The organism is Sphingomonas sp. PAMC 26617, assembly GCF_000242835.1.
GTDB lineage: Bacteria > Pseudomonadota > Alphaproteobacteria > Sphingomonadales > Sphingomonadaceae > Sphingomonas.
The window spans coordinates 2,246,018-2,268,462 of sequence record NZ_JH594425.1; the positions used below are offsets into that span (position 1 = coordinate 2,246,018).

Here is a 22,445-nt window from a genome sequence, read left to right on the forward strand (position 1 = left end):
TGTGGTGTGAACGGTACGATGAATCATCTTGCCGTCTACGACATGGACAAGACCATAACCTATTCGCCGACGTGGACGCGGTTCCTGGTCGAGACTGCGCGGGTCGAATCGCCGTGGCGACTGGGATTGCTGCCGGTCGTGGCGCTTGCCGGGGCGGCGTATGCGCTGCGACTGATCGGACGCGCACGGCTCAAGGAAATTGCGCAGCGATTGCTGCTGGGGAGGCGGATTCCCGAACCCGTGGCGGAGCGCGCCGCGCAGCGATTCGCGGGGCGGATCGACGATTCGGGAGTCTGCGCGGGTGCCCGGCGACAGATCGCGGCGGATCGCGAGGCGGGATATCGGCTCGTGATGGCGACGGCCTCTTATGGATTCTACGCGGAAGCGATTGCTGCCCGGCTCGGGTTCGACGCAGTCATCGCGACCGGAGTGGTCCGGACGGACGGCATGATCCACGCGAAAATCGCGGGGGAAAATTGTTACGGCCCGGCCAAGTTGCGGATGATCGAGGCATGGCTGGCGGAGCAGGGGATCGCGCGCCGCGAATCGTACGTGCGATTCTATTCCGACCACGCGTCGGATGCGCCCGCGCTCGAATGGGCGGACGTCGGAATTGCGGTCAACCCGCATCCGCCGCTGCGCGCGATGGCAGAGGTGCGGGGGTGGTCAATCGAGGATTGGGTGCGCTGACGCCCGGGGCGGCGCGGCTGTGGTTCGAAGTTCGGCGCGTTCCCGTCCGTCTGTTTGCTACAGGGCCACGTCCACCGCATGGATCGTAAGCCCCACCAGGCCGCCCACCAAAGTTCCATTGACCCGGATATATTGCAGATCCCGTCCGACGGCATTCTCGAGCCGTCGCGTGATCGTCTGCGCATCCCAGCCACGAACCGTCTCGGACACGAGCCGGACGATCCCGTCGCCATAATCGGCCGCAAGCCCCACCACGGCCCGCCGGACGAACCGGTTGATCGTGCGCCGCAGTTTCGGATCGGTCTGCAACGTGCCGCCAAGCTGGCGCAGCGCATCGCCGACCGGCCCGGCGAGCATCCGGTCGGGGTCGCGCGCGATCCGCAGCATCCCGCCGCGCGCTTGCTCCCATAACCCGTCGAGCCACCGCTGCATCGCAGGGTTGTCGATGATTTCGGCCTTCACCGCAGCGACGCGGTCGCGCATCCGCGGATCATGGACGAGATCGTGGGCGAGCGACGCCAACCCTTCTTCCGCCTTCTCGCGCAAGGGATGGTCCGGGTTCTCTGCGATCCCGGTCAGCATGCCGTTAAGTCCGTCGATGATCTTGTTGGCGAGCGTCTCGTCGAGCCCGGTCCAGCGCATCATCGATCCCGAGCGTTCGCTGACCATTGCGCGAACGAGATGCTCGTTCGCCTCGAGCACGCGCGCCCCCCAGCGGACGATTCCGTCCAGAAGGGGGAGATGCCGGTCTTCGGCGATCGCGGCGGTCAATGCCTGACCAAGCAGGGGGGAGACGTCGAGCGCGCGAAGCCGCTGACCGATCCCGGCCTTGACCATCCCGCCGAGACGCTGCTGGTCGAATGCCTCGAGCATGTGCGCGGCCAGCCGTGATGCGCCGCGCCGGAGCCGTCCGTCGCCGCCGGGCGGGTTGGCGAGCCAGCGCCCGGCTGCGCCGGCGATGTCGAGCCCGTGCATCCGGCGTGCGACGACGCGCGGCACTAGGAAGTTGTCGCGCAGGAACGCGGCTAGCGTCGTGCCGATGCGATCCTTGTTGCGGGGGATGATGGCGGTGTGCGGGACGGGAATGCCGAAGGGGTGCCGGAACAAGGCGGTCACCGCGAACCAGTCGGCTAGCCCGCCCACCATCGCTGCCTCGGCAAAGGCACGGACGAAGCCGATCGCATGCCCATAGCGCGACGCGGGATCATCGTAGGCGCGCGCGACGAAGAAGATTGCCGCCATCGCGACGAGCAACCCGCCCGCGATCCAGCGCATTCGCACCAATCCCGCCGGGGGCGCTTCAAAGGCTCGAGGCGGGGTAGGGGTTCGCATTGCCGGACCAATCCCCGAACGCGACGATTGTTCAAGCGCCAAGTCCCGGCGGCGGTGCTTTTTCCGCCGGGATACGGGGTCGGCTGGGTTATTCGGCCGGTTGCGGCTTGTCGTCGCCCGGCTTGTAATGGATCAGCGCCGGGTCCCCCGGGCCGAGTTGCGGCTTGGTTGGGGACTGATGCTCGATCAACGGGCCGCCATCGTCGCCGGGGCGATAGGTCAGCAGACGACGGCGCAATACCGGCCCGACGCGCGCCTCGATCCCGATCGCCAGGCTGAAGCTGGCCGGGACGATGAGCAGCGTGAGCACGGTCGACATCGTCAGTCCGCCGATCACCGTGATCCCCATCGGAACGCGCGACGATCCGTCGCCGGTCAGCGCGAGCGCTGTCGGCAGCATGCCCATCACCATCGCGACGGTGGTCATCACGATCGGCTGCGCGCGCTTGTGCCCGGCATCGATGATCGCGGTCAGCACGTCGACGCCCTTGTTCATCTCCTCGAGCGCAAAGTCGATCAGCAGGATCGAGTTCTTCGCGACGATGCCGAGCAGCATGATCAGACCGATATAGACCGGCATCGAGATCGGCGTCCCGGTGACGGCAAGCCCGATCAGCCCGCCGAGCGGCGCGACCAGCAGCGACATGATGTTGATGAACGGCGGCAACAGGCGGCGGTACAGCAGCACCAGCACCGCGAAGAGCAGGAAGATGCCCGCGACCAGCGCGATGATGAAGTTCTGGATCAGCTCGACCTGCCACTTCGATTCACCAAGGACGAGTTCCTTCACCCCGATCGGCATCGTCTTGAACAGCGGGAGCTCGTGAATCTCCTTTTGCGCGGTTCCGCTGACGACGCCCGGGGCAAGGTCCGCGCCGATCGTCAACTGGCGCTGTTGGGCGACACGTTCGATCTTGGTCGGGCCTGCGCCGAAACCGATATCGGCGACGACGCTGAGCGGCACCGACCCGCCGCTTGCGGTCTGGACCGGAAGATTCTGGATCGTCGACAAACGCTGGCGCGAATCCTGGTCGAGCGCGACGCGGATCGGGATCTGGCGATCGGACAGCGAGAATTTCGCGCTGTTCTGGTCGATGTCGCCAAGCGTCGCGATCCGGATCGCGTTGGACATCGCCGCGGTCGTCACGCCCATGCTCGCGGCGAGGTCCATGTGCGGGGTGATGACGATTTCCGGACGCTTGAGGTCCCCGCTGATCCGCGGCGCGACGAGGTCGGGCAGGCGGCTCATCTGCTCGACCAGCTTTGCGCCGGTCTCGGCCAGCAGCTTGGGATCGTCGCTGCCGAGCGTGATCGTCAGCGCACGTCCCGCGCTGCCCCAGCCGCTCGACGACCGGAACGAGACGCGCGCGTCGGGGATCGTCTGGAGCGTCGGCGCGAGCGCGCGCTCGAACTCGTAGCTCTTCATCGTCCGCTCGCGCTTGGGCTTGAAGATTGCGGTGACCCTGCCGTTGCCGACGAAGGCCCGCGAATAGACCGATTCGATGCTCGGCTGTTTCTGCAGGATCGCGGCGACCTGCGCGACGACCGTCTTGGTTTCGGCGAGCGTCGTTCCGGGCACCATCTCGATCGTCGCGGTGGTGGAGTCGCTGTCGCGCAACGGCTGGAAGGTCGCCGGAATCGACATGAACAAGTAGATCGTCGCCGCGAACGCAACCGCGCCGCCGAGGATCGCCGACCAGCGATGCATCAGCGTCCAGCGCAGGATCGCCATGTAGCGATCCATGATCCAGCCCTCGCCGTGCGATGCCTCGCCCTGCGCCTTGAGGAAATAGGCGGCGAGCATCGGGGTGATGAGGCGCGCGACCGCGAGGCTCATCAGGACCGAGGCGACCACGGTCAGGCCGAAATTTTTGAAGAACTGCCCCGAAATGCCGGGCATCAGGCCGACCGGGAGGAACACCGCGACGATCGCCATCGTCGTCGCGAGGACCGCGAGGCCGATCTCGTCGGCGGCGTCGATCGCCGCCTGATAGGCGGACTTGCCCATCCGCATGTGTCGAACGATGTTCTCGATCTCGACGATGGCATCGTCGACCAGCACGCCCGCGACGAGGCTCAGCGCCATCAAGGTCATGTTGTTGAGCGTGAAGCCGAGCAGGTCCATTACCCAGAAGGTCGGGATCGCGGAGAGGGGAATGGCGAGCGCCGAAATGATCGTCGAGCGCCAGTCGCGCAGGAAGATGAATACGATGACGACCGCGAGCGCGGCGCCCTCGACCATCGCCTCCATTGCCGAATCATATTGCTGCTTGGTGTATTTGACGCTGTCCGAGATGCGTTTGAAGTGCACCTTGGGATTGCGCGCCTCGAGCGCGGCGAGCTTCTTCTCGGCTTCCTCGAACACCGTCACGTCCGACGCGCCCTTGGCGCGCTGGAAATCGAACGACAGCACCTGCTGGCCGTTGAGCGCCGAGGCCGAACGCTGTTCGGCATACAGATCCTCGACCCGACCGAGGTCGACCAGCTTGAGCGTCTGGCCCATGCCGGTCGCGATCTGCGTCTGGCCGAGCTGATAGGCGGTCTGGGCGTTGCCGAGCACGCGGACCGATTGCTCGGACCCGGCGAGCTGCGCGCGTCCGCCTGCAGCGTTGAGGTTGACCTGCCGGAGTTGCTGATTGACCTGCGACGCGGTCAGCCCGTGCGCGGAAAGCTTCGCCGGATCGAGGATGACGCGAATCTCGCGATCGACACCCCCGTTGCGCTGAACCCCGGCGAGGCCCGGGACCGACAGCAGTTCTTTCGCGACGTTATTGTCGATGTACCAGCTGAGTTGCTCGACCGTCATATCGGTGCTGATCGCTGCGTAACTCGCCAGATCCTGCCCGGTCGTGTTCGCGCGCATGATCTGCGGCTCGAGGATGCCGTCGGGCAGGTTGCTGCGGATCTGCGCGATCGACGACCGCACGTCTTCGACCGCGCGGTCGATCGGTGTGCCGATCGCGAGCTGGACGACGGTTTCCGACTGGCCCTCGGTCACGGTCGAGTCGATCTCGTCGATCCCCTGCAGGCTGCGCAGCGCCGCCTCAACGCGCTGCGTAACCTGGGTCTCGAGTTCGGTCGGCGCCGCGCCGGGCTGGCTGATGTCGACGATGACGACCGGAAAATCGATGTCGGGCTGGCTGTTGACGTCGAGCCGCATGAAACTGACGATCCCCGCCAGCGTCAGCATGAAGAACAGGACCAGCGACGGGACCGGGTTGCGGATCGACCAGGCCGAGATGTTCCGGAAGCTCATGCTGCTACCTCTGGTTCGCGGCCGAAAGCGCGACCCGCGTCGGCTTGACCTTCTGGTCGGGGGTCAGGAATGCACCTGCCGACAGGACGATCTGCTCGGTCCCGTTCAAGCCTTCGGTGATCGAGACACCCTTGTCCGACACTTCGCCCACCTTGATCGCGCGCCGGACGATCTTGTCGCCCGCGCCCATCACGTACACGAAATTGCCCTTGTCGTCGCTCTGGATCGCCGAGTTGGGAAGCTGCGGTACGTCGGTCGATCCCGCGACCACCGCGGCGGAGGCGAAGCCACCGGGACGCAGCGCGGGATTGTAGGACAGCGCGATCCGCGCGATTCCCTGGCGACTCTGGGGATCGATAACCGGGGAGACTTGCCAGACCTCGCCCGTGAAGCTCTCGCTCCCGCCGACCGGGGTGACTTGCGCGCGTGCGCCGATCCGCAGCCCGCGCAAATCGGCTTCGCTGATCTGCGCGCGCATTTCCATCTGCCCGCCCTCGGCCAGCCGGAACAGCGTTCCCGTTCCCGGGCCGACGATCTGCCCGGGCTCGACCGCGCGGGTCAGCACGAGGCCAGCGGCGGGGGCGCGGATATCGAGGCGGCTGGTGCGCGCGTTCGCTTCGCCGAGCGTCGCCTGCGCGACCTTGACGCGTGCGAGCGCGGCGTCGCGCGTCGCGGCCTTGCGTTCGAGGTCCGCCTTGGACAGGAACCCGCGCGTGACCAGTGTCTGCGCGCGATCGAGTTCGGATTGCGCGATCGCCGCGTCCGACCGCGCGACCGCGATCTGTGCGTCGAGCGATGCGGCGGTTTGCGTCTGGACCGAGCGGTCAACCATGGCGAGGACCTGCCCCTTGCCGACCCACTGGCCGGGTTCGACCAGCACGCGCGTCACCATCCCGCCGTCGCCTGCAACGCCGACCGGCATTTCACGCCGTGCGGCGAGCGACCCGGTCGCAGACACGACGCGCGCGACGGTGGAGCGTCCGGGCACGACGACCGACACGAGCGGCAGCTGTTCGACCGCCTTGGCGGCGGGCTTGGAGCGTCCGAACAGGAGATACGCGACGACCAGCGCGATCAGGAGGACCACCACGATCGCGATGATGATGCCGCGGCGGCTACGCGGTGGCGTCTCCGGACCGGGCAAGCCGCGGAGTTCCTCAGTGCCGATCACGCGCGTCTCGTAATTCATCTGAGCCAATCCAGATCTCAAGGGCCTTTCGACCCAGCCCCCACCCATGCCACCCGCAAGGGCAACCGTGCTCGTCGCACTGTGTTATCGGAATAAACCACCAACCTCAAGAGGGGTAATTATCGTGCGCAACATGCCCAGTTTCAGGGCGCACCGCAAGGTGAGCCTGTGGGCCGACTACAGTAATTGTAGGTTGTGACCCAATTGCCACCCTCGAACACAAGTGCTCAGCGGCGCGACCCCGGGCGATACCGTCTCACGCTATGCTGGGCGAGATCGGCAGGGTAGAAATACACCGGTCGCAATGCGCCGCTGGCATAGTGTTCGGCCTGATCGCGGAAATGCGCCGACGCCGGATCGCCGCTTTCGCCGCCCGCAGCCACCGCCCAGGCGCGCACTTTGGGACCGAATTCGACGACCGCGACAAAGCTGTTGCCGCTCGATCCGTACAGCTTGGTGGTGTTGGCATAAGGCCGCGCGCCGAACGACGCGAGGCTACCCCATTGCGCCGAGGTGAAGGGCACCGGGATGCTCGGTTTCGTGTCGTCGAAATGCGGCGTTATCGAATCGTCGAGTCGCTGGAAGCGGTTGATCTTGCCCCAGCCGACCTGCCACGTCCCGAAATCGCGGGTGAGCTGGTCCGCCGCTTCGCCAAGTGCGTCGAGCTTGCGGACATCGGGGATGTCCCTGGCGATATGATCGGGGACGTTGATCTGCTCGGCCTGGACGAAGCTCCCCGCCTCGCGCCACATCTTGCCGCCCCATAGCACGCCGAGCGTGGTCGGCACCGAATCCATGCCCCAGCGATAGTCCCATGTCCGCAGCGCGCCGATCGGCCCGGCAAGCCGCGCGCGGCGCGGGTCCTTTGCGGGCAGCGCGTCATAGGCGCGGATCAGCGGCGGGATCAGCCGGGCGAAGGCGGGAAGGTAGCTGTCATAGGCCGCGGCGATCAGGCGTTCGGGGGTGAAGTCGTGCCGCCCGGTCAGAAGCAGGTCGGCGTGAACCCCGCGCGCATTCTCGCCGAACGTGTCCATGTAGCGCGGATAATCCCTGGCCTTGGGGCTTTCCGGCCCCGCCGCGCCCCACGGCGAATCGTTGGTGTTGCGGACCCAGCCGACCTTGGGGTTGATCGCATTGGGAAGCGACGCGATGCTGTGCAGGCCCTTCCAGTCGGTCGCGGGATCCGCCCCGTCGACCGTCCTGGTGTAATCTACCGCATCGCTGCGGACGGGGACGAATTGCGGGTGGAGATAGGCGATCGCGCCGGTCGAATCCGCAAACAGCGTGTCGTTCGACGAATTGGCCTGCCGCTCCGCCACGCGCATGTAGCTGGCGAGGTCGTGCGCCTTGGTGCGGAGCCAGCTTTGTTCGAGCGCGGGGACGGGTTTCCACATCAGCGCCTGCGCGATCCACTTGCCGCCCTGTTCGGCGACGATCGGGCCGTGATGCGAGGCGTAGGTGGTGAAGCTGCGCGTCGCGCGCGTTCCGTCCGCCTTGCGATAGGCGAGCGTGATCCGCCGCGTCGTGATCGGCCGCTGGTCGCTGCCATAGCGATAGGTGATCGCGTCACCGCTGCGCGTGATCGTCTCGGCGAAGGAATCGACATTATCGACGCCCGACGAGGTGTGCATCCACCCCGCTTTCTCGTTGAAGCCCTGGTAGATGAAGAACTGCCCCCAGGTCGACGCGCCATAAGCGTTGAGGCCTTCGGCACTCGTCATCTGGAGTTCGGCGCGGAAGTAGAAGCTCGTGTGCGGGTTGATCAGCAGCAGCGCGTGCCCGTCGACGGTGTTGCGCGGCGCGATCGCGATCCCGTTCGATCCGCGCGGCTCGCGCGGGAAGGGGCCGGTGTCCTCCTGCGCGATCGCGATCCTCTGGCCACCGTAGAAGGCGGCGAGGTCGGTCAGCGAGATCCGCTCGATATCGCCGCCGATGCTGCCTTCGGTGAACGACAGCGCCATCCATGGTTCGAACCGGGTGAGCACCTTGGGGCGGGTCTGGGGATGCGTCGCCAGATAGGAATTGAGGCCATCCGCCCAGGCTTGCATCAACGCGCGCAGATAGGCCGGGCTTGCGGCATAGCGCGCCTGAAGGTCGGCCGGGTCGGCGTACAATTGCTGGCGCAGGTCCGCCCACAGCGCGGTTTCGCCCTCGGCCTCGGCGGTGCGGCCGAGCGCGGTCAGGTAGTTCGCCTCGATCCTTGCGAAATCGTCCTCGGCCTGCGCGTAGATCGCGCCGAACACCGCGTCCGCATCGGTCTTGCCGCGGACGTGCGCGATCCCCCAGGTGTCGCGCGTGATCGTGACCCGCGCCGCCTCCGCGTTCCAGCGGGCGCGCTCCGGTACGGGCGCGGGCGCGGCGGCGGTGGCGAGCAGCGCGAGCAGCAGCAACGGGGCGGCGCGCTTGCGCGGAGCGGGAGGGGCGGTATCCATGGCGCAACGCTATCGGGCATCGCGGCGCGCGACAACCTTCAGGGAGACGGGGATGAAATGGGCGATCGCACTGGCGCTGCTGGCAACGGGCGCCACCGCTGCACCCCCCGCACCGCCGCCGCACACGATGCTGTTGCGTCCGGCGGCGGTGTTCGACGGGGTCGATCCGGTCGCGCACGCCGGGTGGCAGGTGCTGGTGACGGGCGACCGGATCGTCGCGGTCGGGCCGGCGCTGACGGCCCCGGCTGGCGCGGAGACGATCGACCTGCCCGGCGAGACGCTGCTTCCCGGGCTGATCGAGGGGCACGGCCATCTGTTCCTCCACCCCTATAACGAGGCGGCGTGGGACGATCAGGTGCTCCACGAACCGCTTGCGCTGCGCACCGCCCGCGCGACCGTGAGCGCGCGGGCTACGCTGCTCGCGGGTTTCACCACCGAGCGCGATCTCGGGACCGAGGGCGCGGGCTACGCCGATGTCGGACTCAGGCAGGCGATCGCGCAGGGGATCGTGCCGGGGCCGCGGATGCTGGTGGCGACGCGCGCGATCGTCGCGAAGGGCGCTTATGGGCCCAAGGGGTATGAGCCCGGCGTCGACGTGCCGCAGGGCGCGGAGGAGGCGAGCGGGGTCGATGACGTGGTGCGCGTGGTGCGCAGCCAGATCGCCGCTGGGGCGGATGTGGTGAAGCTGTACGGCGACTATCGCTGGGGACCGGGCGAGCCGAGCCGCGCGACCTTCTCGCAGGCGGAGATGACCGCCGCGGTCGCCGCCGCGCATGATGCCGGGCGGATCGTCGCGGTCCACACCTCGACGCCCGAGGGGATGCGGCGCGCGATCGCCGCGGGGGCGGATACGATCGAGCATGGCTATGGCGGGACGGTCGAGATTTTCCGCGCGATGGCGGCGCGCAAGATCGCGCTGTGCCCGACGCTTGCGGCCTCCGATGCGGTTGCGCGCTATCGCGGCTGGAGCGGCGGCGATCCCGTGCCGGCGGCGGTGGCCGAGAACCGCGCGGCGTTCGCGCTGGCGCGCTCGGTCGGCGTGCCGATCTGCATGGGGGGCGATGTCGGGGTGTTCCCGCATGGCGAGAATGCCCGCGAAATGGAGCTGATGGCGCAGGCCGGGATGCCGCTTGCCGACGTGCTGCGCGCCGCAACCGCTGGCAATGCGGCGGCGTTTCACCTGACGGATCGCGGGCGAGTCGCGGCGGGCCTGCTGGCCGATCTCATCGCGGTCCAGGGCGATCCGCTGCGCGATCGCACCGCGCTGCGGCGGGTCGATTGGGTGATCAAGGGCGGCGTGGTGGTGCAGCGACCGGCGCTGCCCGGGCGGCCGTGACCGCGGCGAACCGGCGGTATCCCGTAACCGAAATGTCACGAACATCGCACAGGCAGGGAACGGGTCGAACGGTATAATAGGCAATAAAAGCAACGGCTTGTGAAATACATACCGATCGGACGGTAATGTTGCCTTGCAATGCAGCATCTGCCGCCGCACGTTTGTGGCGCAAAGCTGTGGGCTGCCAACGCGCATGCCTGCACCGGCAAGGGTGGCTGAGCGATGCACGACATGGGGATCAGACATTGACGAGTTCGTATGTGCGCTTCTTGCGCCCGGTAGTCGGCGCGACCGCATTGGGTCTGCTCGCCGCCTGTTCGCAAAAGGCACCGCCGCCGCCGCCGATGCCGCAGGTCAGTGTCGCGATACCGCTCCAGCGCGACGTGGTCGACTGGGATGAATACGTAGGCCGGTTCGAGGCGATCCAGGACGTCGAGCTGCGCCCCCGGGTCTCGGGAACGATCGACCGGATCTTCTTCGCCAACGGCCAGCGCGTGAAGGCGGGCGAAGCGCTGTTCACGATCGATCCGCGCCCCTATCAGGCAGCACTCGCGCAGGCTCGCGCGCAGGTCGCCAAGGCGCAGGCTTCGGTCACCAACGCGCAGTCCGAACTGTCGCGCGCGCAGATCCTGCTCAAGGCGGAGGCGATCGCGCGCGAGGAATATGAGACCAAGCTCGCCGCGGTCCGCACCGCACAGGCCGATCTTGGCGCCGCACGCGCGAACGTGTCGACCGCGCAGCTCAACCTCGGCTTCACCACGGTGCGTTCGCCGATCACCGGGATCGTGTCGGATCGTCGCGTCAGCAAGGGCAATTACGCGACCGAGGCGACCAGCGTGCTGACCCGCGTCGTCTCGACCGACCCGATCTGGTTCTCGTTCGAGGGCGCGGAAAGCTTCTATCTCAAGTATCTGCGCCAGGCGAAGGCGGGCGAGCGCGGCTCGTCGCGCAACACCGCCAACCCGGTCGAGGTCCAGCTCGCCGACGAAAAGGGCTTCCGCTGGCGGGGCCGGATGGAATTCGTCGACAATGCGATCGACCCCAATTCGGGGACGATCCGCGCCCACGCGGTCATCGCCAATCCCGATGGCTTCCTGACGCCGGGGCTGTTCGGTCGCGCACGGCTGCTCGGCTCGGGCCATTATCGCGCGATGCTGGTGCCCGACGAAGCGGTCATCACCGACCAGACGCGCAAGCTCGTCTATGTCGTCGGCAAGGAAGGCAAGGTCATCGCGCGTCCGGTCGAGACCGGGCCGCAGGTGGAAGGGCTGCGCGTCGTCAAGTCGGGGCTCGCGCCGACCGAGCATGTCGTGATCGACGGGATCACGACGTTGCAGCCGGGGGCCAAGGTGAAGGAAAACCTGGTCAAGATGAAGCCCAAGGCCGCCGACACCGCGCCGCAATCGACCCCCGAAAGCGCGCCGCCGGCTTCCGACGCGACCGCGAACTAAGGCGCCGACCCAGTGAAATTCCCCCATTTCTTCATCGATCGCCCGATCTTCGCAGCGGTGCTGTCGATCCTGATCGTGGTGTTCGGCGTGGTCGCCTATCCCGGCCTGCCGGTCGCGCAATATCCCGAGATCGCGCCGCCGACCGTGGTCGTCAACGCGACCTTCCCGGGGGCGAACGCCGAGACGCTCGCCGAGACGGTCGCCGCGCCGCTCGAGGAATCGATCAACGGCGTCGAGAACATGATCTACATGTCCTCCTCGGCGACCGGCGACGGCGCGCTCGCGATCACGGTGACCTTCAAGCAGGGCACCAACGTCGACCAGGCGCAGGTGCTGGTGCAGAACCGCGTCTCCACCGCCGAGCCGCGCCTGCCCGAGGAAGTCCGCCAGATCGGCGTGACGGTCCGCAAGAATTCGCCCGACATCCTGATGGTGGTCGCGCTGACCTCCCCCGACGGGTCGCTCAGCCCGTCCTATGTCTCCAATTACGCGACGACGCAGCTGATCGATCGTATCTCGCGAATCCCCGGCGTCGGTGGCGTCCGGGTGTTCGGCGGGCGCGATTACAACATGCGCGTGTGGGTCGATCCCGATCGCGCCGCGTCGCGCAACCTGACCGTCGACGAGATCGTCGCGGCGGTGCGCGCGCAGAACGCGCAGGTCGCGGCCGGGTCGGTCGGCCAGCCGCCGTTCAACCAGGGCGGGACCGCGTTCCAGCTCGGGATCCAGGCGACCGGGCGACTGACCAAGCCCGAGGAATTCGGCGCGATCATCGTCAAGCGGGACACCGCGGGGCGGTTGACCCGCCTGCGCGACGTCGCGCGGATCGAGCTCGGCGCGCAGGATTACACGATCAACGCGCTGCTCAACAACAAGTCGATGACCGCGATCGGCATCACCCAGTTGCCGGGGTCGAACGCGCTCAGCACCGCCGAGGCAGTCCGCACCGAAGTCGCCAACGCCGCCAAGACCTTCCCGCCCGGGCTGGTCTATTCGGTGCCGTACAACCCGACCGAATATATCTCGGCGTCGATCGAGGCGGTCGAGCATACGCTGGTCGAGGCGCTGATTCTCGTCGCGCTTGTGGTGCTGCTGTTCCTGCAAAGCTGGCGCGCGGCGATCATCCCGATCGTCGCGATCCCGGTGTCGTTGCTCGGCAGCCTCGCGGTGCTCGCGGCGTTCGGCTTCTCGCTCAACAACCTGTCGCTGTTCGGCATGGTGCTCGCGATCGGGATCGTGGTCGATGACGCGATCGTCGTGGTCGAGAATATCGAGCGGCTGATGGAAGAGGAGGGGCTTTCCCCGCTCGAGGCCGCGCACAAGACGATGGATGAAGTGTCGGGCGCACTGATCGCGATCGCGCTGGTGCTGTGCGGGGTGTTCATCCCGACCAGCTTCATCCCGGGCATTTCGGGGCAGTTCTACCAGCAGTTCGCGCTGACGATCGTGTCGGCGACCGCGATCTCGGCGTTCGTGTCGCTGACGCTGTCGCCCGCGCTCGCCGCGCTGATCCTCAAGCCCAAGCATGATGTCGAGCCCAAGGCAGGCTGGCGTGGCGCGGGCACGCGGTTCGCGCGCGGGTTCAACCGCGGGTTCGACTGGCTCGGCAACCGGTTCGGGCGCTTCACCGCGCGGGCGATCCGCAGCCTGGCGATCATCGGCATCTGCTACGTGATCCTGATCGGGCTTGCAGGGTGGCGCTTCACCGCGACCCCGACCGGGTTCATCCCGGCGCAGGACCAGGGCTATCTGATCGTCGCCGCGCAATTGCCGCCCGGCGCCTCGCTGCAGCGCACGACCGAGCTGATCCAGCGCGCCGCCGACATCGCGCACAAGAATGCCGCGGTGCAGGACACCGTCGCCTTTGCCGGGCTCGATGGCGCGACCTTCTCGACCGCGTCCAATGGCGGCGCGATGTTCATCACGCTGAAACCGCATGCCGATCGCGGCACTGCGGATGCGATCGCCAACGAGATGCGGCAGGCGCTCGCGCCGCTCAGCGGCGGGTTGCTGCTCGTCATCCCGCCCCCGCCGGTGCGCGGGATCGGGACCGGCGGCGGCTGGAAGCTGTTGATCGAGGATCGCAACAATCTCGGGTTCAAGGCGCTCGAGGGCGCTGCGTTCGGGATGATGATGAAGGCGAACCAGACGCCGGGGATCACCGCGGCGTTCACCACCTTCAACAACCGCACGCCGCGCCTGTTCGCGGATATCGATCGCGAGCGCGCCGAACAGCTTGGCGTGCCGGTGTCGAGCGTCTTCTCGACGCTCGGGACCTATCTGGGGTCGTCATACATCAACGACTTCAACTATCTGGGGCGGACGTACCGCGTGACCGCGCAGGCCGACGCACCGTATCGGGACCAGATTTCCGACGTGGGGCATTTGCGGACGCGGTCGGCGGCGGGGAACATGGTCCCGCTCGATGCGGTGATGACGCTGCGCAACGACAGCGGGCCGTACCGCGTGGTGCGCTACAACCTGTATCCGTCGGCCGAATTGCAGGGCGATACGGCGCGCGGCTATTCGTCCGGGCAGAGCCTCGAGGCGATGGCCAAGATCGCGAGCGAGACGCTGCCCAAGGGCATGAGCTACGAATGGACCGAGATTGCGTTCGAGCAGCAGCAGGCCGGGAATACCGGCTCGCTGGTGTTCGGGCTCGCGGTGCTGTTCGTGTTCCTGCTGCTGGCGGCGAATTACGAAAGCCTGGTGCTGCCGTTCGCGGTCATCCTGATCGTGCCGATGTGCCTGCTCGCGGCGATCGTGGGCGTGAACCTGATGGGGATGGACAACAACATCCTGACGCAGATCGGGCTGGTCGTGCTGATCGGTCTGGCGGCGAAGAACGCGATCCTGATCGTCGAGTTCGCGCGTGCGAACGAGAACAACGGGATGGAACTGCATGCGGCGGCGGAACATGCCGCCGAGCAGCGCCTGCGTCCGATCCTGATGACCTCGATCGCGTTCATCCTCGGCGTGTTGCCGCTGGTGCTCGGCAGCGGGCCGGGCGCGGAAATGCGCAAGGCACTGGGCGTGGCGGTGTTCTTCGGGATGATCGGCGTGACGACGTTCGGGCTGCTGTTCACCCCGAGCTTCTACGTCATCAGCCGCAAGGGAGGCGACTGGGTCGCCTCGAAACTGCGCCGGAAGCGCGCCGCGACGGACGATCATCCGCCCGTGCTGCCCGCTCCGGAAGGGAAACCGGCATGAAGCGTATCCTGAGCGTCCTCCCCGCGTTTGCGCTTTCGGCGTGCGTCGTCGGGCCGAACTATGTGAAGCCGTCGACCCCGGTTCCGGCGGAGGGCGGCGCGTTCGCCGAGGCCGGGATCGGCAAGGGGATCACCCCGACGCCGTTGCCCGACCATTGGTGGCGGTTGTACAACGACCCCGTCGTCGACCGGCTGGTGACGGATGCCTTGGCGCACAACACCGATGTTCGCGTTGCGGCGGGGAACCTCGAGCGTGCGCGGGCGGTGCTGGACGAACAGCGCGGCGCGCGGCTGCCGACGACCGGGCCGAACGCCAGCTTCACGCGGGCGCAGATCAATACCGCGAGCCTCGGTTTCGGGGGTGCCGGGACGGGGGCTGGCACGGGCACTGGCACTGGAACCGGGACTGGGACTGGGACTGGAACCGGAACCGGGACGGGTACGGGTACCGGGACTGGCGGCGCGGTGACGCCGCAGTCCTTCGTCTTCAACAGTTTCAAGCTGGGCTTCGACGCGTCCTATGAGGTCGACCTGTTCGGCGGCATCACCCGCGCGATCGAGGCGGCGCGGGGCGACGTGCAGGCGGCGCAGGCGCAGCTCGACGCGTCGCGCGTGTCGGTCGCCGCCGAGACCGCGCGCGCCTATGCGACCGCGTGCAGCAACGCGCAGCAGCGCGGGGTTGCCGAGGAAACGGTCAAGCTCCAGCAGCGCACGCTCGGGCTGACCAACACGCTGTTCACCGCCGGGCGCGGCACGCGGCGCGATGTCGACCGCGCGGACGTGCTGCTCGCGCAGACGCAGGCGACGATCCCGGGCTTCGAGGCGGAACGGCGCGCGTCGCTTTATGCGCTCGCGGTGCTGACGGGCTTGCCGCCCGAGCAGATCGACGCGGCGGCCAACGCCTGCCGGACGCCGCCCACGGTGCGCGACGTCCTGCCGATCGGCGATGGCGCGGCGCTGATCCGTCGCCGCCCCGACGTGCGTGCGGCCGAACGCACGCTGGCCGCCGACACGGCGCGAATCGGGATCGCCACGGCTGAGCTGTATCCGAAGATCTCGCTGCTCGGGTCGATCGGCCTCAACGCGCAGCGCGGGAGCCAGTTGTTCAAGAGCAGCGCGGTCACCTATTCGGCGGGGCCGCTGATTTCGTGGAGCTTCCCCAACCAGACGATCGCACGCGCGCGGATCCGCCAGGCGCGGGCCGGGGCGGATGCGAGCCTCGCGACGTTCGACGGGCGCGTGCTGACCGCGTTGCAGGAGGTCGAACAGGCGCTTGCGCGCTATTCGGGCGCGCTCGACCGCAACGCGGCGTTGCGGCGCGCCGAGGCATCGAGCAGCGCGGCGGCGAAGCTGTCGCAACTGCGGTTCGATTATGGTGCGGACAGCTTCCTGCTGCTGATCCAGGCCGAACGCGACCGCGCCGATGCGCGCGCCGCGCTCGCGCAGTCGGATGCGGCGGTCGCGGATGCGCAGATCAGCCTGTTCAAGGCGCTCGGCGGTGGGTGGGAAGAGGCCCCCGCGCCGGTCCGCCGCGAGCCCGTCGTCCAGCCATGAAGCGGATCCGCAGCGCTTTGTTCATGCCCGCGTCGAACCAGCGTGCGGTCGACAAGGCGCGCGGGCTCGACTGCGATGCGGTGATCCTCGATCTCGAGGATGCGGTCGCGCCCGACAGCAAGGTTGCGGCGCGCGCGCAGGCGCTGGCGGCGGCGCGTGACGGCGGGTTCGGCGCGCGGTTGCTGGTGTTGCGGGTCAATGCGCTGGATACCGACTGGGGCGAGGGCGATCTGGAAGCCGCGCGCGGGGCGGGGTTCGATGCGGTGCTGCTGCCCAAGGTGTCGCACCCCGACGACCTGGCGCTTGCGCGCGCGACGCTCGGGGGCGTGGCGCTGTGGGCGATGATCGAGACGTGCGCGGCGATGCTGGCGTTGCCCGCGATTGCGGCGGCGCCAGGGCTCGGGTGTCTGATCGCGGGGACGAACGATCTGGCGAAGGAGATGCGCTGTACCCCGGGGGCGGATCGGCTGCCGTTGGTGCCGCATCTGATTTCGATCGTGACTGCGGCGCGCGCGCACGGGTTGATCGCGCTGGACGGGGTTTCCAACGTGCTGGTGGATACGCCGGAGCTGGCGGCGGAATGTGCCGAGGGCGCGCGCTACGGGTTCGACGGCAAGACGCTGATCCACCCGGCGCAGATCGCCCCCGCCAACCGCGCATTCGCGCCTAGCGCGGAGCAGGTGCGCTGGGCGGAGGCGGTGATCGCGGCGTTCGCCTTGCCCGCCCATGCGCAGCTGGGCGCGATCCGCGTCGATGGCGCGATGGTCGAGCGGTTGCACCTGGCGCAGGCCGAACAGATCATCGCAAGCGCCGGTTAGGTTACGGCTTCCGGTGCAGCCGGCAGCATCCTACTGCTTCGTGCCTTTGTGGCTTTGTGCGAGAAAAAGTCTTTCTCACGCAAAGGCGCAAAGCCGCTAAGAGAAGAAGGTAGGACGGCAGCTCTTCTTCTTACCATTTCGCGGCTTTGCGGCTTTGCGTGAGAAAAATCTTCTCGCACGAAGACACAAAGCCACGAAGAGGAAGAGCCTGCGGCGCTAGCCCTGGCGCAGCACGCGGCCGGCCACCGCGTCGAGCTTCGCCAGCACCGCCGGATCGCGCGCGTCGGGGGCGGTGATCAGCGCGTGGTCGAGCACCGTGTCGAGCGGGGAGGGGGTGCGCTCGGCGGGGAGGGCCGCGACCAGTGCCGCCACGGTCTGTCGCGCGATCGCGCCGTTCGCGCCCATCTGGCGGATCACTTCGCTGACCTCGACGAACGCCGCCTCGTCGCGCCAGCAATCGTAATCGGTCACCATCCCGATCAGCGCGTACGGCAGCTCGGCCTCGCGTGCGAGTTTGGCCTCGGGCATTGCGGTCATGCCGATCACGTCCGCGCCCCATTGGCGGTAGAGCAGGCTCTCCGCACGCGTCGAGAATTGCGGACCCTCCATCGCCAGATAGGTCGCGCCGTGCGTCACCTTGCCGCCAGCAGCCGCCACCGCCCCGGCGGCGAAGCCCGACAGGCGCGGGCAGACCGGCTCGGCCATCGAGACATGCGCGACCATGCCGGTGCCGAAGAAACTCGGGTTGCGCTGCGTCGTGCGGTCGATGAACTGGTCGACCACCACGAACCGCCCCGGCTCGAGCTCCTCGCGGAGTGACCCGATCGACGAAATCGCCAGAATGTCGGTACAGCCGGCGCGCTTCAGCGCATCGATATTGGCGCGCGGGTTGAGCTCGGACGGGCTGATCCGATGCCCTCGGCCGTGGCGCGGCAGGAACACCAGCTCGACATCGCCGATATGGCCGAACAGCAGCGCGTCCGACGGCGCGCCCCACGGCGTATCGATCCGCCGCCACTGCGGGTCCTCCAGCGCATCGATCGCATACAGGCCGGAGCCGCCGATGATTCCGATCTTCCAGGACGTGCTCATAGATCCCCCGTTGATTCCCGCGCCAGCCGTGCCAGCCACGCCTGCGCCTGTTTCGGCTCCCCGACCGCATCGGACCTGACCGGTCCGCGCGCCGCGACGAACGCGGCGTGGAGCGCGAACGGCTCCAACCCGAGCGTCTCGCGCGACGCGTCGATCGTCTCCCCCAGCTCGGTCAGCGCGGCGATGGTCGCGAGCACGGCGGGGGTCTCGCCCTTCTTGCCCTGATGGCCAAACAGCCCCCAGCGGCCCTTGGCGGTGGTCTCCAGCGCGGCGATCAGCGCGGCGCGATAGTCGGTTTCATAGCCGATGCGATCCGCATCGATCCGGGCGAGGCGGTCTGCGCGCGCCATCAGACGACCTTCATGTCGCTCTGGTAATGATACCAGGCGAAGATCGCCGCTGCCCCGCGATGCGGACGCCACGCTTCGGCCAGTTCGCGCACCAGCTTCTCGCTCGGCCGCGCCTCATGCCCGAGCAGCCGCCCGATCTCGATCTGCACCGCGAGGTCGCCCGCGGGCCAGACGTCGGTGCGCCCTTCGGCGAACAGCAAATAGATCTCGGCGGACCAGCGCCCGATGCCCTTCACCGCGACGAGCTTGGCGATCGCTTCCTCGTCATCCTCGGGCAGGTTCTCGAGGTCGAGCGCGCCGCTGGCGACGAGTTCCGAAAGGCTGCGCGCATAGCTCGCCTTCTGCCGCGACAGGCCCGCGGCGCGGAGCTGCTCGTCGGTGGCGGCGATGATATTGGCGGGGTCGTCGAGGCTGCCGACGATTCCCTCGAGCTTCTTGTAGGTCGATTGCGCCGAGGTCACGCTCACCTGCTGCCCGACGATCGTGCGCAGCAGCGTGCCGAAGCCGCGCGCACTGATCCGGGGCGGGGGATAGCCGACCCGCTCCAGCGCGACCGCGAACGCGGGTTCGCGGGCGGCGAGCGCGTCCATCGCGTGCGTGAGTTGTTCGGTCGTCAGGCCCATATGGCACCCCATGCTTGCCGCTTGCGTCGTGGCGTCCGGCTCGGCATGGCAAGGCCGAAGCAGTGATAGAAGGATGCACCCATGCCCAAGCTTATCGTCGTGACTCGTGAAGGGGAAGAACGCGAGATCATGGGAGAGGCCGGCCTTTCGGTGATGGAAGTCATTCGCGACGCCGGGATCGATGAATTGCTCGCCTTATGCGGCGGATGCTGTTCGTGTGCGACCTGCCACGTCCATGTCGACCCGGAGTTTGTCGCCAAACTTCCCAAGATGAGCGCAGACGAGGACGATCTGCTCGATTCGTCGGCGGATCGCAATGCGACGTCGCGCCTGTCGTGCCAGGTAGCCTTCACCGAGGATCTCGACGGCCTCAAGGTTACGATCGCCGCCGAGGATTGAGCGGCATTCCCTTAGGCGCTTACGCTCATACGCTTTTAAGCCCTTAAGTTCTTCCCCGGCGAAGGCCGGGGCCCAAGAGCGAGCCGAGAGTAATTCGCGCGCTGCGCTCGATTACCTTGGCCATCACTATTGGGCCCCGGCCTTCGCCGGGGAGGTGCTTTGAGCGTGACGGTCCGGTATTACCGGCTCGCCGCCGCGTACAACGCGATCGCGGCTGCGTTGGAGACGTTGAGGCTCTCCATCTTGGGCGAAATCGGCAGGCGGGCGAGCTCGTCGCAATGCGATGCGGTGTTCTGCCGCATCCCTTCGCCCTCGGCCCCCAGCACCAGCGCGACGCGCTGCGTGCCCATTGCCTGGTTGAGCGTCTGCGTCGCCTCGCCGGTCAGCCCGACCCGCCAGAACCCCGCTTCCGCGATCTCGTCGAGCGCGCGCGCGAGATTGACCACGCGAATCCACGGCACCATCTCCAGCGCGCCCGAAGCCGCGCGTGCGATCGTGCCCGATTCGGGGGGCGCGTGCCGGTCGGGCGTGACGATGCCGAGCGCATCGAACGCTGCCGCCGAGCGAAGGATCGCGCCGACATTGTGCGGGTCGGTCACCTGGTCGAGCACGATCAGCGGGCGCTTGTCGTCCTGCCCCTGCTGCAACAGGTCGGCGAGCCACATGTCCTCGAGTGGATCGACTTCGATCACGATGCCCTGATGCGGCGCGTCGCCCGGCACCAGCCGCGCGAGGTCGGTCACTTCGGCATAGACGATCGGCACGTCCGCGGGGATGTCGAGCGCGGCGCTCGCCTCGCGCGTCGCCCAGATCTTGCGCACCACGCGTTCGGGGTTTTCGAACGCAGCGGCGACGGCGTGCCGCCCCCAGAAACGCGGACGACCCGCGGGGGCCTGGGACGGACGATGTCCACGACGTGCTGCCATCAACGCTGCTCCAACTTCATCATACGCACTACGGTCACGGTTATTCTTCCTCGTCGGAATAGGCGAAGGGGTCGGTCGCGACGGGCTTGGTCGGCAATGGCGGTCGAGGCAAGGCCTTGTCCGCATTTGCCGCATTGACCAGGAACGACGCGAGGATGGTCGCGCCCTGCCGCATGTCGTCGCCCTTCAGGTGATCGAACGTGTCGATGCTCGAATGATGCACCCGGCTGTCATAGTCGAGCGGATCCTGGATGAACTGGAACCCCGGCACGCCGACCGACTGCATGAAGACGTGATCGGTCCCGCCGGTCTTGCGGATCACGACATCGGTCGCGCCCATCGCGGCGAACGGCGCGAGCCAGTCGCGGAAGATCGGCACCACCGCCGGATTGTTCTCGGCATAGATGCCGCGGACCTTGCCCGAGCCGTTGTCGAGGTTGAAATAGGCGGCGAGATCACCCCAGCCGGGTTTGGCCGTAATCGGCCAGCGGTTCGCCCAGCCGGTGTAGAGCTTCATGCCGGTCAGCTTGGGGTCACCGGGTGAGCCTCGCGTGGCGAGGTGGCGCTCGATATAGGCGAGCGAGCCGAGGATGCCCTGTTCCTCGCCCGCCCAGAGCGCGAAGCGGATCGTTCGTTTGGGGCGGATCCCGGTCCTGGCGATGATCCGCGCGGCTTCCATCACCATCGCCGATCCAGCGCCATTGTCCGCCGCGCCGTCGCCCGCCACCCACGAATCGAGATGCGCGCCCGCCATCACATAGCCCGCCTTGGGGTCGGTCCCGGGGATTTCCGCGATGATGTTGTAGGCTTGCGTGTCGCTGTCGTCGAAGCGGACGTCGCTGGTGATCTCGAGCGTCGGGGCGGGGCCGACCTTGGCGAGCCGCGCGAGGCGGCGGTAATCCTCCGCCGCGATCTGCACCGCCGGCAGCGACGGCGTATCGCCGACCCCGAAGGTATAGCCCTCGCCGCTGACGAGCTTGCCGTCGCGATACGCCATCGTCGCGATCGCGACCGCGCCCTCGGCTTTCAGGAAGGCGTCGAGCTTCTTGGCATAATCGAGCCGCTTGATCCGCCGGTCGACCGCCGCGGGATCGTAGGTCGGCTGCTGATACTGGTCGAGCTTGCGCAGGTCGTCCGCGCTGTAGCGCTCGAACGCCGCTTCCTTCGGCTCGGAACCGGTGTCGGGCAGGGTGACGAGCACGATCTTGCCCGACAACTGCCCATGCCATTTGGCGAAATCCCGCTCGCGCTTGATCGGCGCGACGATGATCGGCGCGCGGAGCGTGCCGTTGGTGCCCGGCGTCCACGCGACCGGGATCGCGGTCAGCATCACCGGGCGCGGGGTCAGCATGCGGACGCTCGCGTTGACGATCGACCAGCCGCGTCCGAAGTCGAAGCCTTCCTTGTGAACGTTGCGCAGCCCCCATTCGGAGAATTTCGCCTGCGTCCAGGTTTCGGCCTGCCGCATCGCCGGGGAATTGGTCATGCGCGGGCCGATCACGTCGGCCAGATGCGCCGCCACCGGCATCACCTCGCTATGCGCCATCCCTTCATCGATCAGCCGCGCGACCTGCGCGCGGTCGACCGTCTGCGCGAGCGCAGGGGCGGCGGTCAGGACGGCGGCGGTGGCAAGAAGCAGGAAATGGCGCATGATAACCCCCCGGTTGACGTGTCGCGGCTCCGGCCGGCGACGGTTTACCGGTATGCGGGGCGGGCTGGCGGTGCAAGCCCGGCGCGATTGCACAAATTCGCATGACGGGGGCGTTGACAGCGCGGCACGCGGTCGGC

16 protein-coding genes are annotated in these 22,445 nt (G+C 67.7%); 7 read left to right on the top strand and 9 right to left on the bottom strand.

Annotation, left to right across the window (positions count from 1 at the left end; all coding sequences use genetic code 11):
- Positions 1 to 18 precede the first annotated feature (18 nt).
- Positions 19 to 690 carry an HAD family hydrolase gene (locus RH91_RS09895; RefSeq protein WP_010162560.1) on the top strand — a complete coding sequence of 224 codons (672 nt, stop codon included), beginning with the start codon at positions 19 to 21 and terminating at the stop codon, positions 688 to 690.
- A gap of 57 nt (positions 691 to 747) precedes the next feature.
- On the opposite strand, the gene RH91_RS09900 is transcribed toward RH91_RS09895, so the two are convergent.
- From RH91_RS09900 to RH91_RS09915, 4 genes are all read right to left on the bottom strand, one after another.
- A complete protein-coding gene (locus RH91_RS09900) occupies positions 748 to 1,965 on the bottom strand; it encodes a DUF445 domain-containing protein (RefSeq protein ID WP_010162561.1) in 1,218 nt (405 codons plus the stop codon).
- A 145-nt stretch (positions 1,966 to 2,110) separates the two neighbouring features.
- Positions 2,111 to 5,278 (bottom strand): efflux RND transporter permease subunit, encoded by a 3,168-nt coding sequence (locus tag RH91_RS09905; RefSeq protein WP_010162562.1) that lies wholly within the window; start codon positions 5,276 to 5,278, stop codon positions 2,111 to 2,113.
- Between the two features lie 4 nt (positions 5,279 to 5,282).
- The gene (locus RH91_RS09910; protein ID WP_010162563.1) at positions 5,283 to 6,467 is read right to left on the bottom strand and encodes an efflux RND transporter periplasmic adaptor subunit; all 1,185 of its coding nucleotides are present in this window, start codon (positions 6,465 to 6,467) and stop codon (positions 5,283 to 5,285) included.
- Between the two features lie 227 nt (positions 6,468 to 6,694).
- A complete protein-coding gene (locus tag RH91_RS09915) occupies positions 6,695 to 8,899 on the bottom strand; it encodes a penicillin acylase family protein (protein ID WP_051116682.1) in 2,205 nt (734 codons plus the stop codon).
- A gap of 52 nt (positions 8,900 to 8,951) precedes the next feature.
- Here RH91_RS09915 and RH91_RS09920 point away from each other — a divergent pair, with 52 nt between their 5' ends.
- The 5 genes from RH91_RS09920 (at position 8,952) to RH91_RS09940 (ending at position 17,267) form a co-directional block, all read left to right on the top strand.
- Complete coding sequence (locus tag RH91_RS09920; RefSeq protein WP_029623756.1) at positions 8,952 to 10,235, top strand: metal-dependent hydrolase family protein; 1,284 nt, start codon at positions 8,952 to 8,954, stop codon at positions 10,233 to 10,235.
- 260 nt (positions 10,236 to 10,495) lie between these two features.
- Positions 10,496 to 11,686 (top strand): efflux RND transporter periplasmic adaptor subunit, encoded by a 1,191-nt coding sequence (locus RH91_RS09925; protein WP_010162568.1) that lies wholly within the window; start codon positions 10,496 to 10,498, stop codon positions 11,684 to 11,686.
- A 12-nt stretch (positions 11,687 to 11,698) separates the two neighbouring features.
- Positions 11,699 to 14,896: an efflux RND transporter permease subunit gene (locus tag RH91_RS09930; protein ID WP_010162569.1), complete on the top strand. Its 3,198-nt coding sequence runs from the start codon at positions 11,699 to 11,701 to the stop codon at positions 14,894 to 14,896.
- Positions 14,893 to 16,449 (top strand): efflux transporter outer membrane subunit, encoded by a 1,557-nt coding sequence (locus tag RH91_RS09935; protein ID WP_010162570.1) that lies wholly within the window; start codon positions 14,893 to 14,895, stop codon positions 16,447 to 16,449. The genes RH91_RS09930 and RH91_RS09935 overlap by 4 nt, the downstream gene beginning before the upstream one ends.
- Positions 16,446 to 17,267 carry an HpcH/HpaI aldolase/citrate lyase family protein gene (locus RH91_RS09940; RefSeq protein WP_010162571.1) on the top strand — a complete coding sequence of 274 codons (822 nt, stop codon included), beginning with the start codon at positions 16,446 to 16,448 and terminating at the stop codon, positions 17,265 to 17,267. Before RH91_RS09935 ends, RH91_RS09940 begins: the two co-directional genes overlap by 4 nt.
- Positions 17,268 to 17,483: 216 nt before the next feature.
- Here RH91_RS09940 and RH91_RS09945 read toward each other — a convergent pair whose 3' ends face one another.
- From RH91_RS09945 to RH91_RS09955, 3 genes are read right to left on the bottom strand one after another with little or no spacing between them, the layout of a single operon-like run.
- Complete coding sequence (locus RH91_RS09945) at positions 17,484 to 18,359, bottom strand: S-methyl-5'-thioadenosine phosphorylase (protein WP_010162572.1); 876 nt, start codon at positions 18,357 to 18,359, stop codon at positions 17,484 to 17,486.
- Positions 18,356 to 18,709, bottom strand: coding sequence for a hypothetical protein (locus tag RH91_RS09950; RefSeq protein WP_010162573.1), 354 nt, complete (start codon positions 18,707 to 18,709; stop codon positions 18,356 to 18,358). Before RH91_RS09950 ends, RH91_RS09945 begins: the two co-directional genes overlap by 4 nt.
- Complete coding sequence (locus RH91_RS09955) at positions 18,709 to 19,332, bottom strand: DNA-3-methyladenine glycosylase family protein (protein ID WP_010162574.1); 624 nt, start codon at positions 19,330 to 19,332, stop codon at positions 18,709 to 18,711. Before RH91_RS09955 ends, RH91_RS09950 begins: the two co-directional genes overlap by 1 nt.
- Before the next feature lie 81 nt (positions 19,333 to 19,413).
- On the opposite strand from RH91_RS09955, the gene RH91_RS09960 reads away from it, so the two are divergent.
- Positions 19,414 to 19,731 carry a 2Fe-2S iron-sulfur cluster-binding protein gene (locus RH91_RS09960; protein ID WP_010162575.1) on the top strand — a complete coding sequence of 106 codons (318 nt, stop codon included), beginning with the start codon at positions 19,414 to 19,416 and terminating at the stop codon, positions 19,729 to 19,731.
- 179 nt (positions 19,732 to 19,910) lie between these two features.
- Here RH91_RS09960 and rlmB read toward each other — a convergent pair whose 3' ends face one another.
- Together rlmB and RH91_RS09970 are read right to left on the bottom strand one after the other, a co-directional pair.
- Positions 19,911 to 20,657 carry a 23S rRNA (guanosine(2251)-2'-O)-methyltransferase RlmB gene (gene rlmB, locus RH91_RS09965; protein ID WP_026046450.1) on the bottom strand — a complete coding sequence of 249 codons (747 nt, stop codon included), beginning with the start codon at positions 20,655 to 20,657 and terminating at the stop codon, positions 19,911 to 19,913.
- A gap of 40 nt (positions 20,658 to 20,697) precedes the next feature.
- Positions 20,698 to 22,308, bottom strand: a complete 1,611-nt coding sequence (locus tag RH91_RS09970) for a M20/M25/M40 family metallo-hydrolase (RefSeq protein WP_010162578.1) — start codon at positions 22,306 to 22,308, stop codon at positions 20,698 to 20,700.
- Positions 22,309 to 22,445 lie beyond the last annotated feature (137 nt).

Excerpts from the sequence above, each read along its gene's own strand:
- RH91_RS09940 (WP_010162571.1), top strand. The coding sequence starts at position 16,446 with ATGAAGCGGATCCGCAGCGCTTTGTTCATGCCCGCGTCGAACCAGCGT.
- RH91_RS09970 (WP_010162578.1), bottom strand. The coding sequence starts at position 22,308 with ATGCGCCATTTCCTGCTTCTTGCCACCGCCGCCGTCCTGACCGCCGCC.
- RH91_RS09945 (WP_010162572.1), bottom strand. The coding sequence starts at position 18,359 with ATGAGCACGTCCTGGAAGATCGGAATCATCGGCGGCTCCGGCCTGTAT.
- RH91_RS09895 (WP_010162560.1), top strand. The coding sequence starts at position 19 with ATGAATCATCTTGCCGTCTACGACATGGACAAGACCATAACCTATTCG.
- RH91_RS09955 (WP_010162574.1), bottom strand. The coding sequence starts at position 19,332 with ATGGGCCTGACGACCGAACAACTCACGCACGCGATGGACGCGCTCGCC.
- RH91_RS09910 (WP_010162563.1), bottom strand. The coding sequence starts at position 6,467 with ATGAATTACGAGACGCGCGTGATCGGCACTGAGGAACTCCGCGGCTTG.
- RH91_RS09905 (WP_010162562.1), bottom strand. The coding sequence starts at position 5,278 with ATGAGCTTCCGGAACATCTCGGCCTGGTCGATCCGCAACCCGGTCCCG.
- RH91_RS09960 (WP_010162575.1), top strand. The coding sequence starts at position 19,414 with ATGCCCAAGCTTATCGTCGTGACTCGTGAAGGGGAAGAACGCGAGATC.
- RH91_RS09915 (WP_051116682.1), bottom strand. The coding sequence starts at position 8,899 with ATGGATACCGCCCCTCCCGCTCCGCGCAAGCGCGCCGCCCCGTTGCTG.
- RH91_RS09900 (WP_010162561.1), bottom strand. The coding sequence starts at position 1,965 with ATGCGCTGGATCGCGGGCGGGTTGCTCGTCGCGATGGCGGCAATCTTC.
- rlmB (WP_026046450.1), bottom strand. The coding sequence starts at position 20,657 with ATGGCAGCACGTCGTGGACATCGTCCGTCCCAGGCCCCCGCGGGTCGT.
- RH91_RS09950 (WP_010162573.1), bottom strand. The coding sequence starts at position 18,709 with ATGGCGCGCGCAGACCGCCTCGCCCGGATCGATGCGGATCGCATCGGC.
- RH91_RS09935 (WP_010162570.1), top strand. The coding sequence starts at position 14,893 with ATGAAGCGTATCCTGAGCGTCCTCCCCGCGTTTGCGCTTTCGGCGTGC.
- RH91_RS09920 (WP_029623756.1), top strand. The coding sequence starts at position 8,952 with ATGAAATGGGCGATCGCACTGGCGCTGCTGGCAACGGGCGCCACCGCT.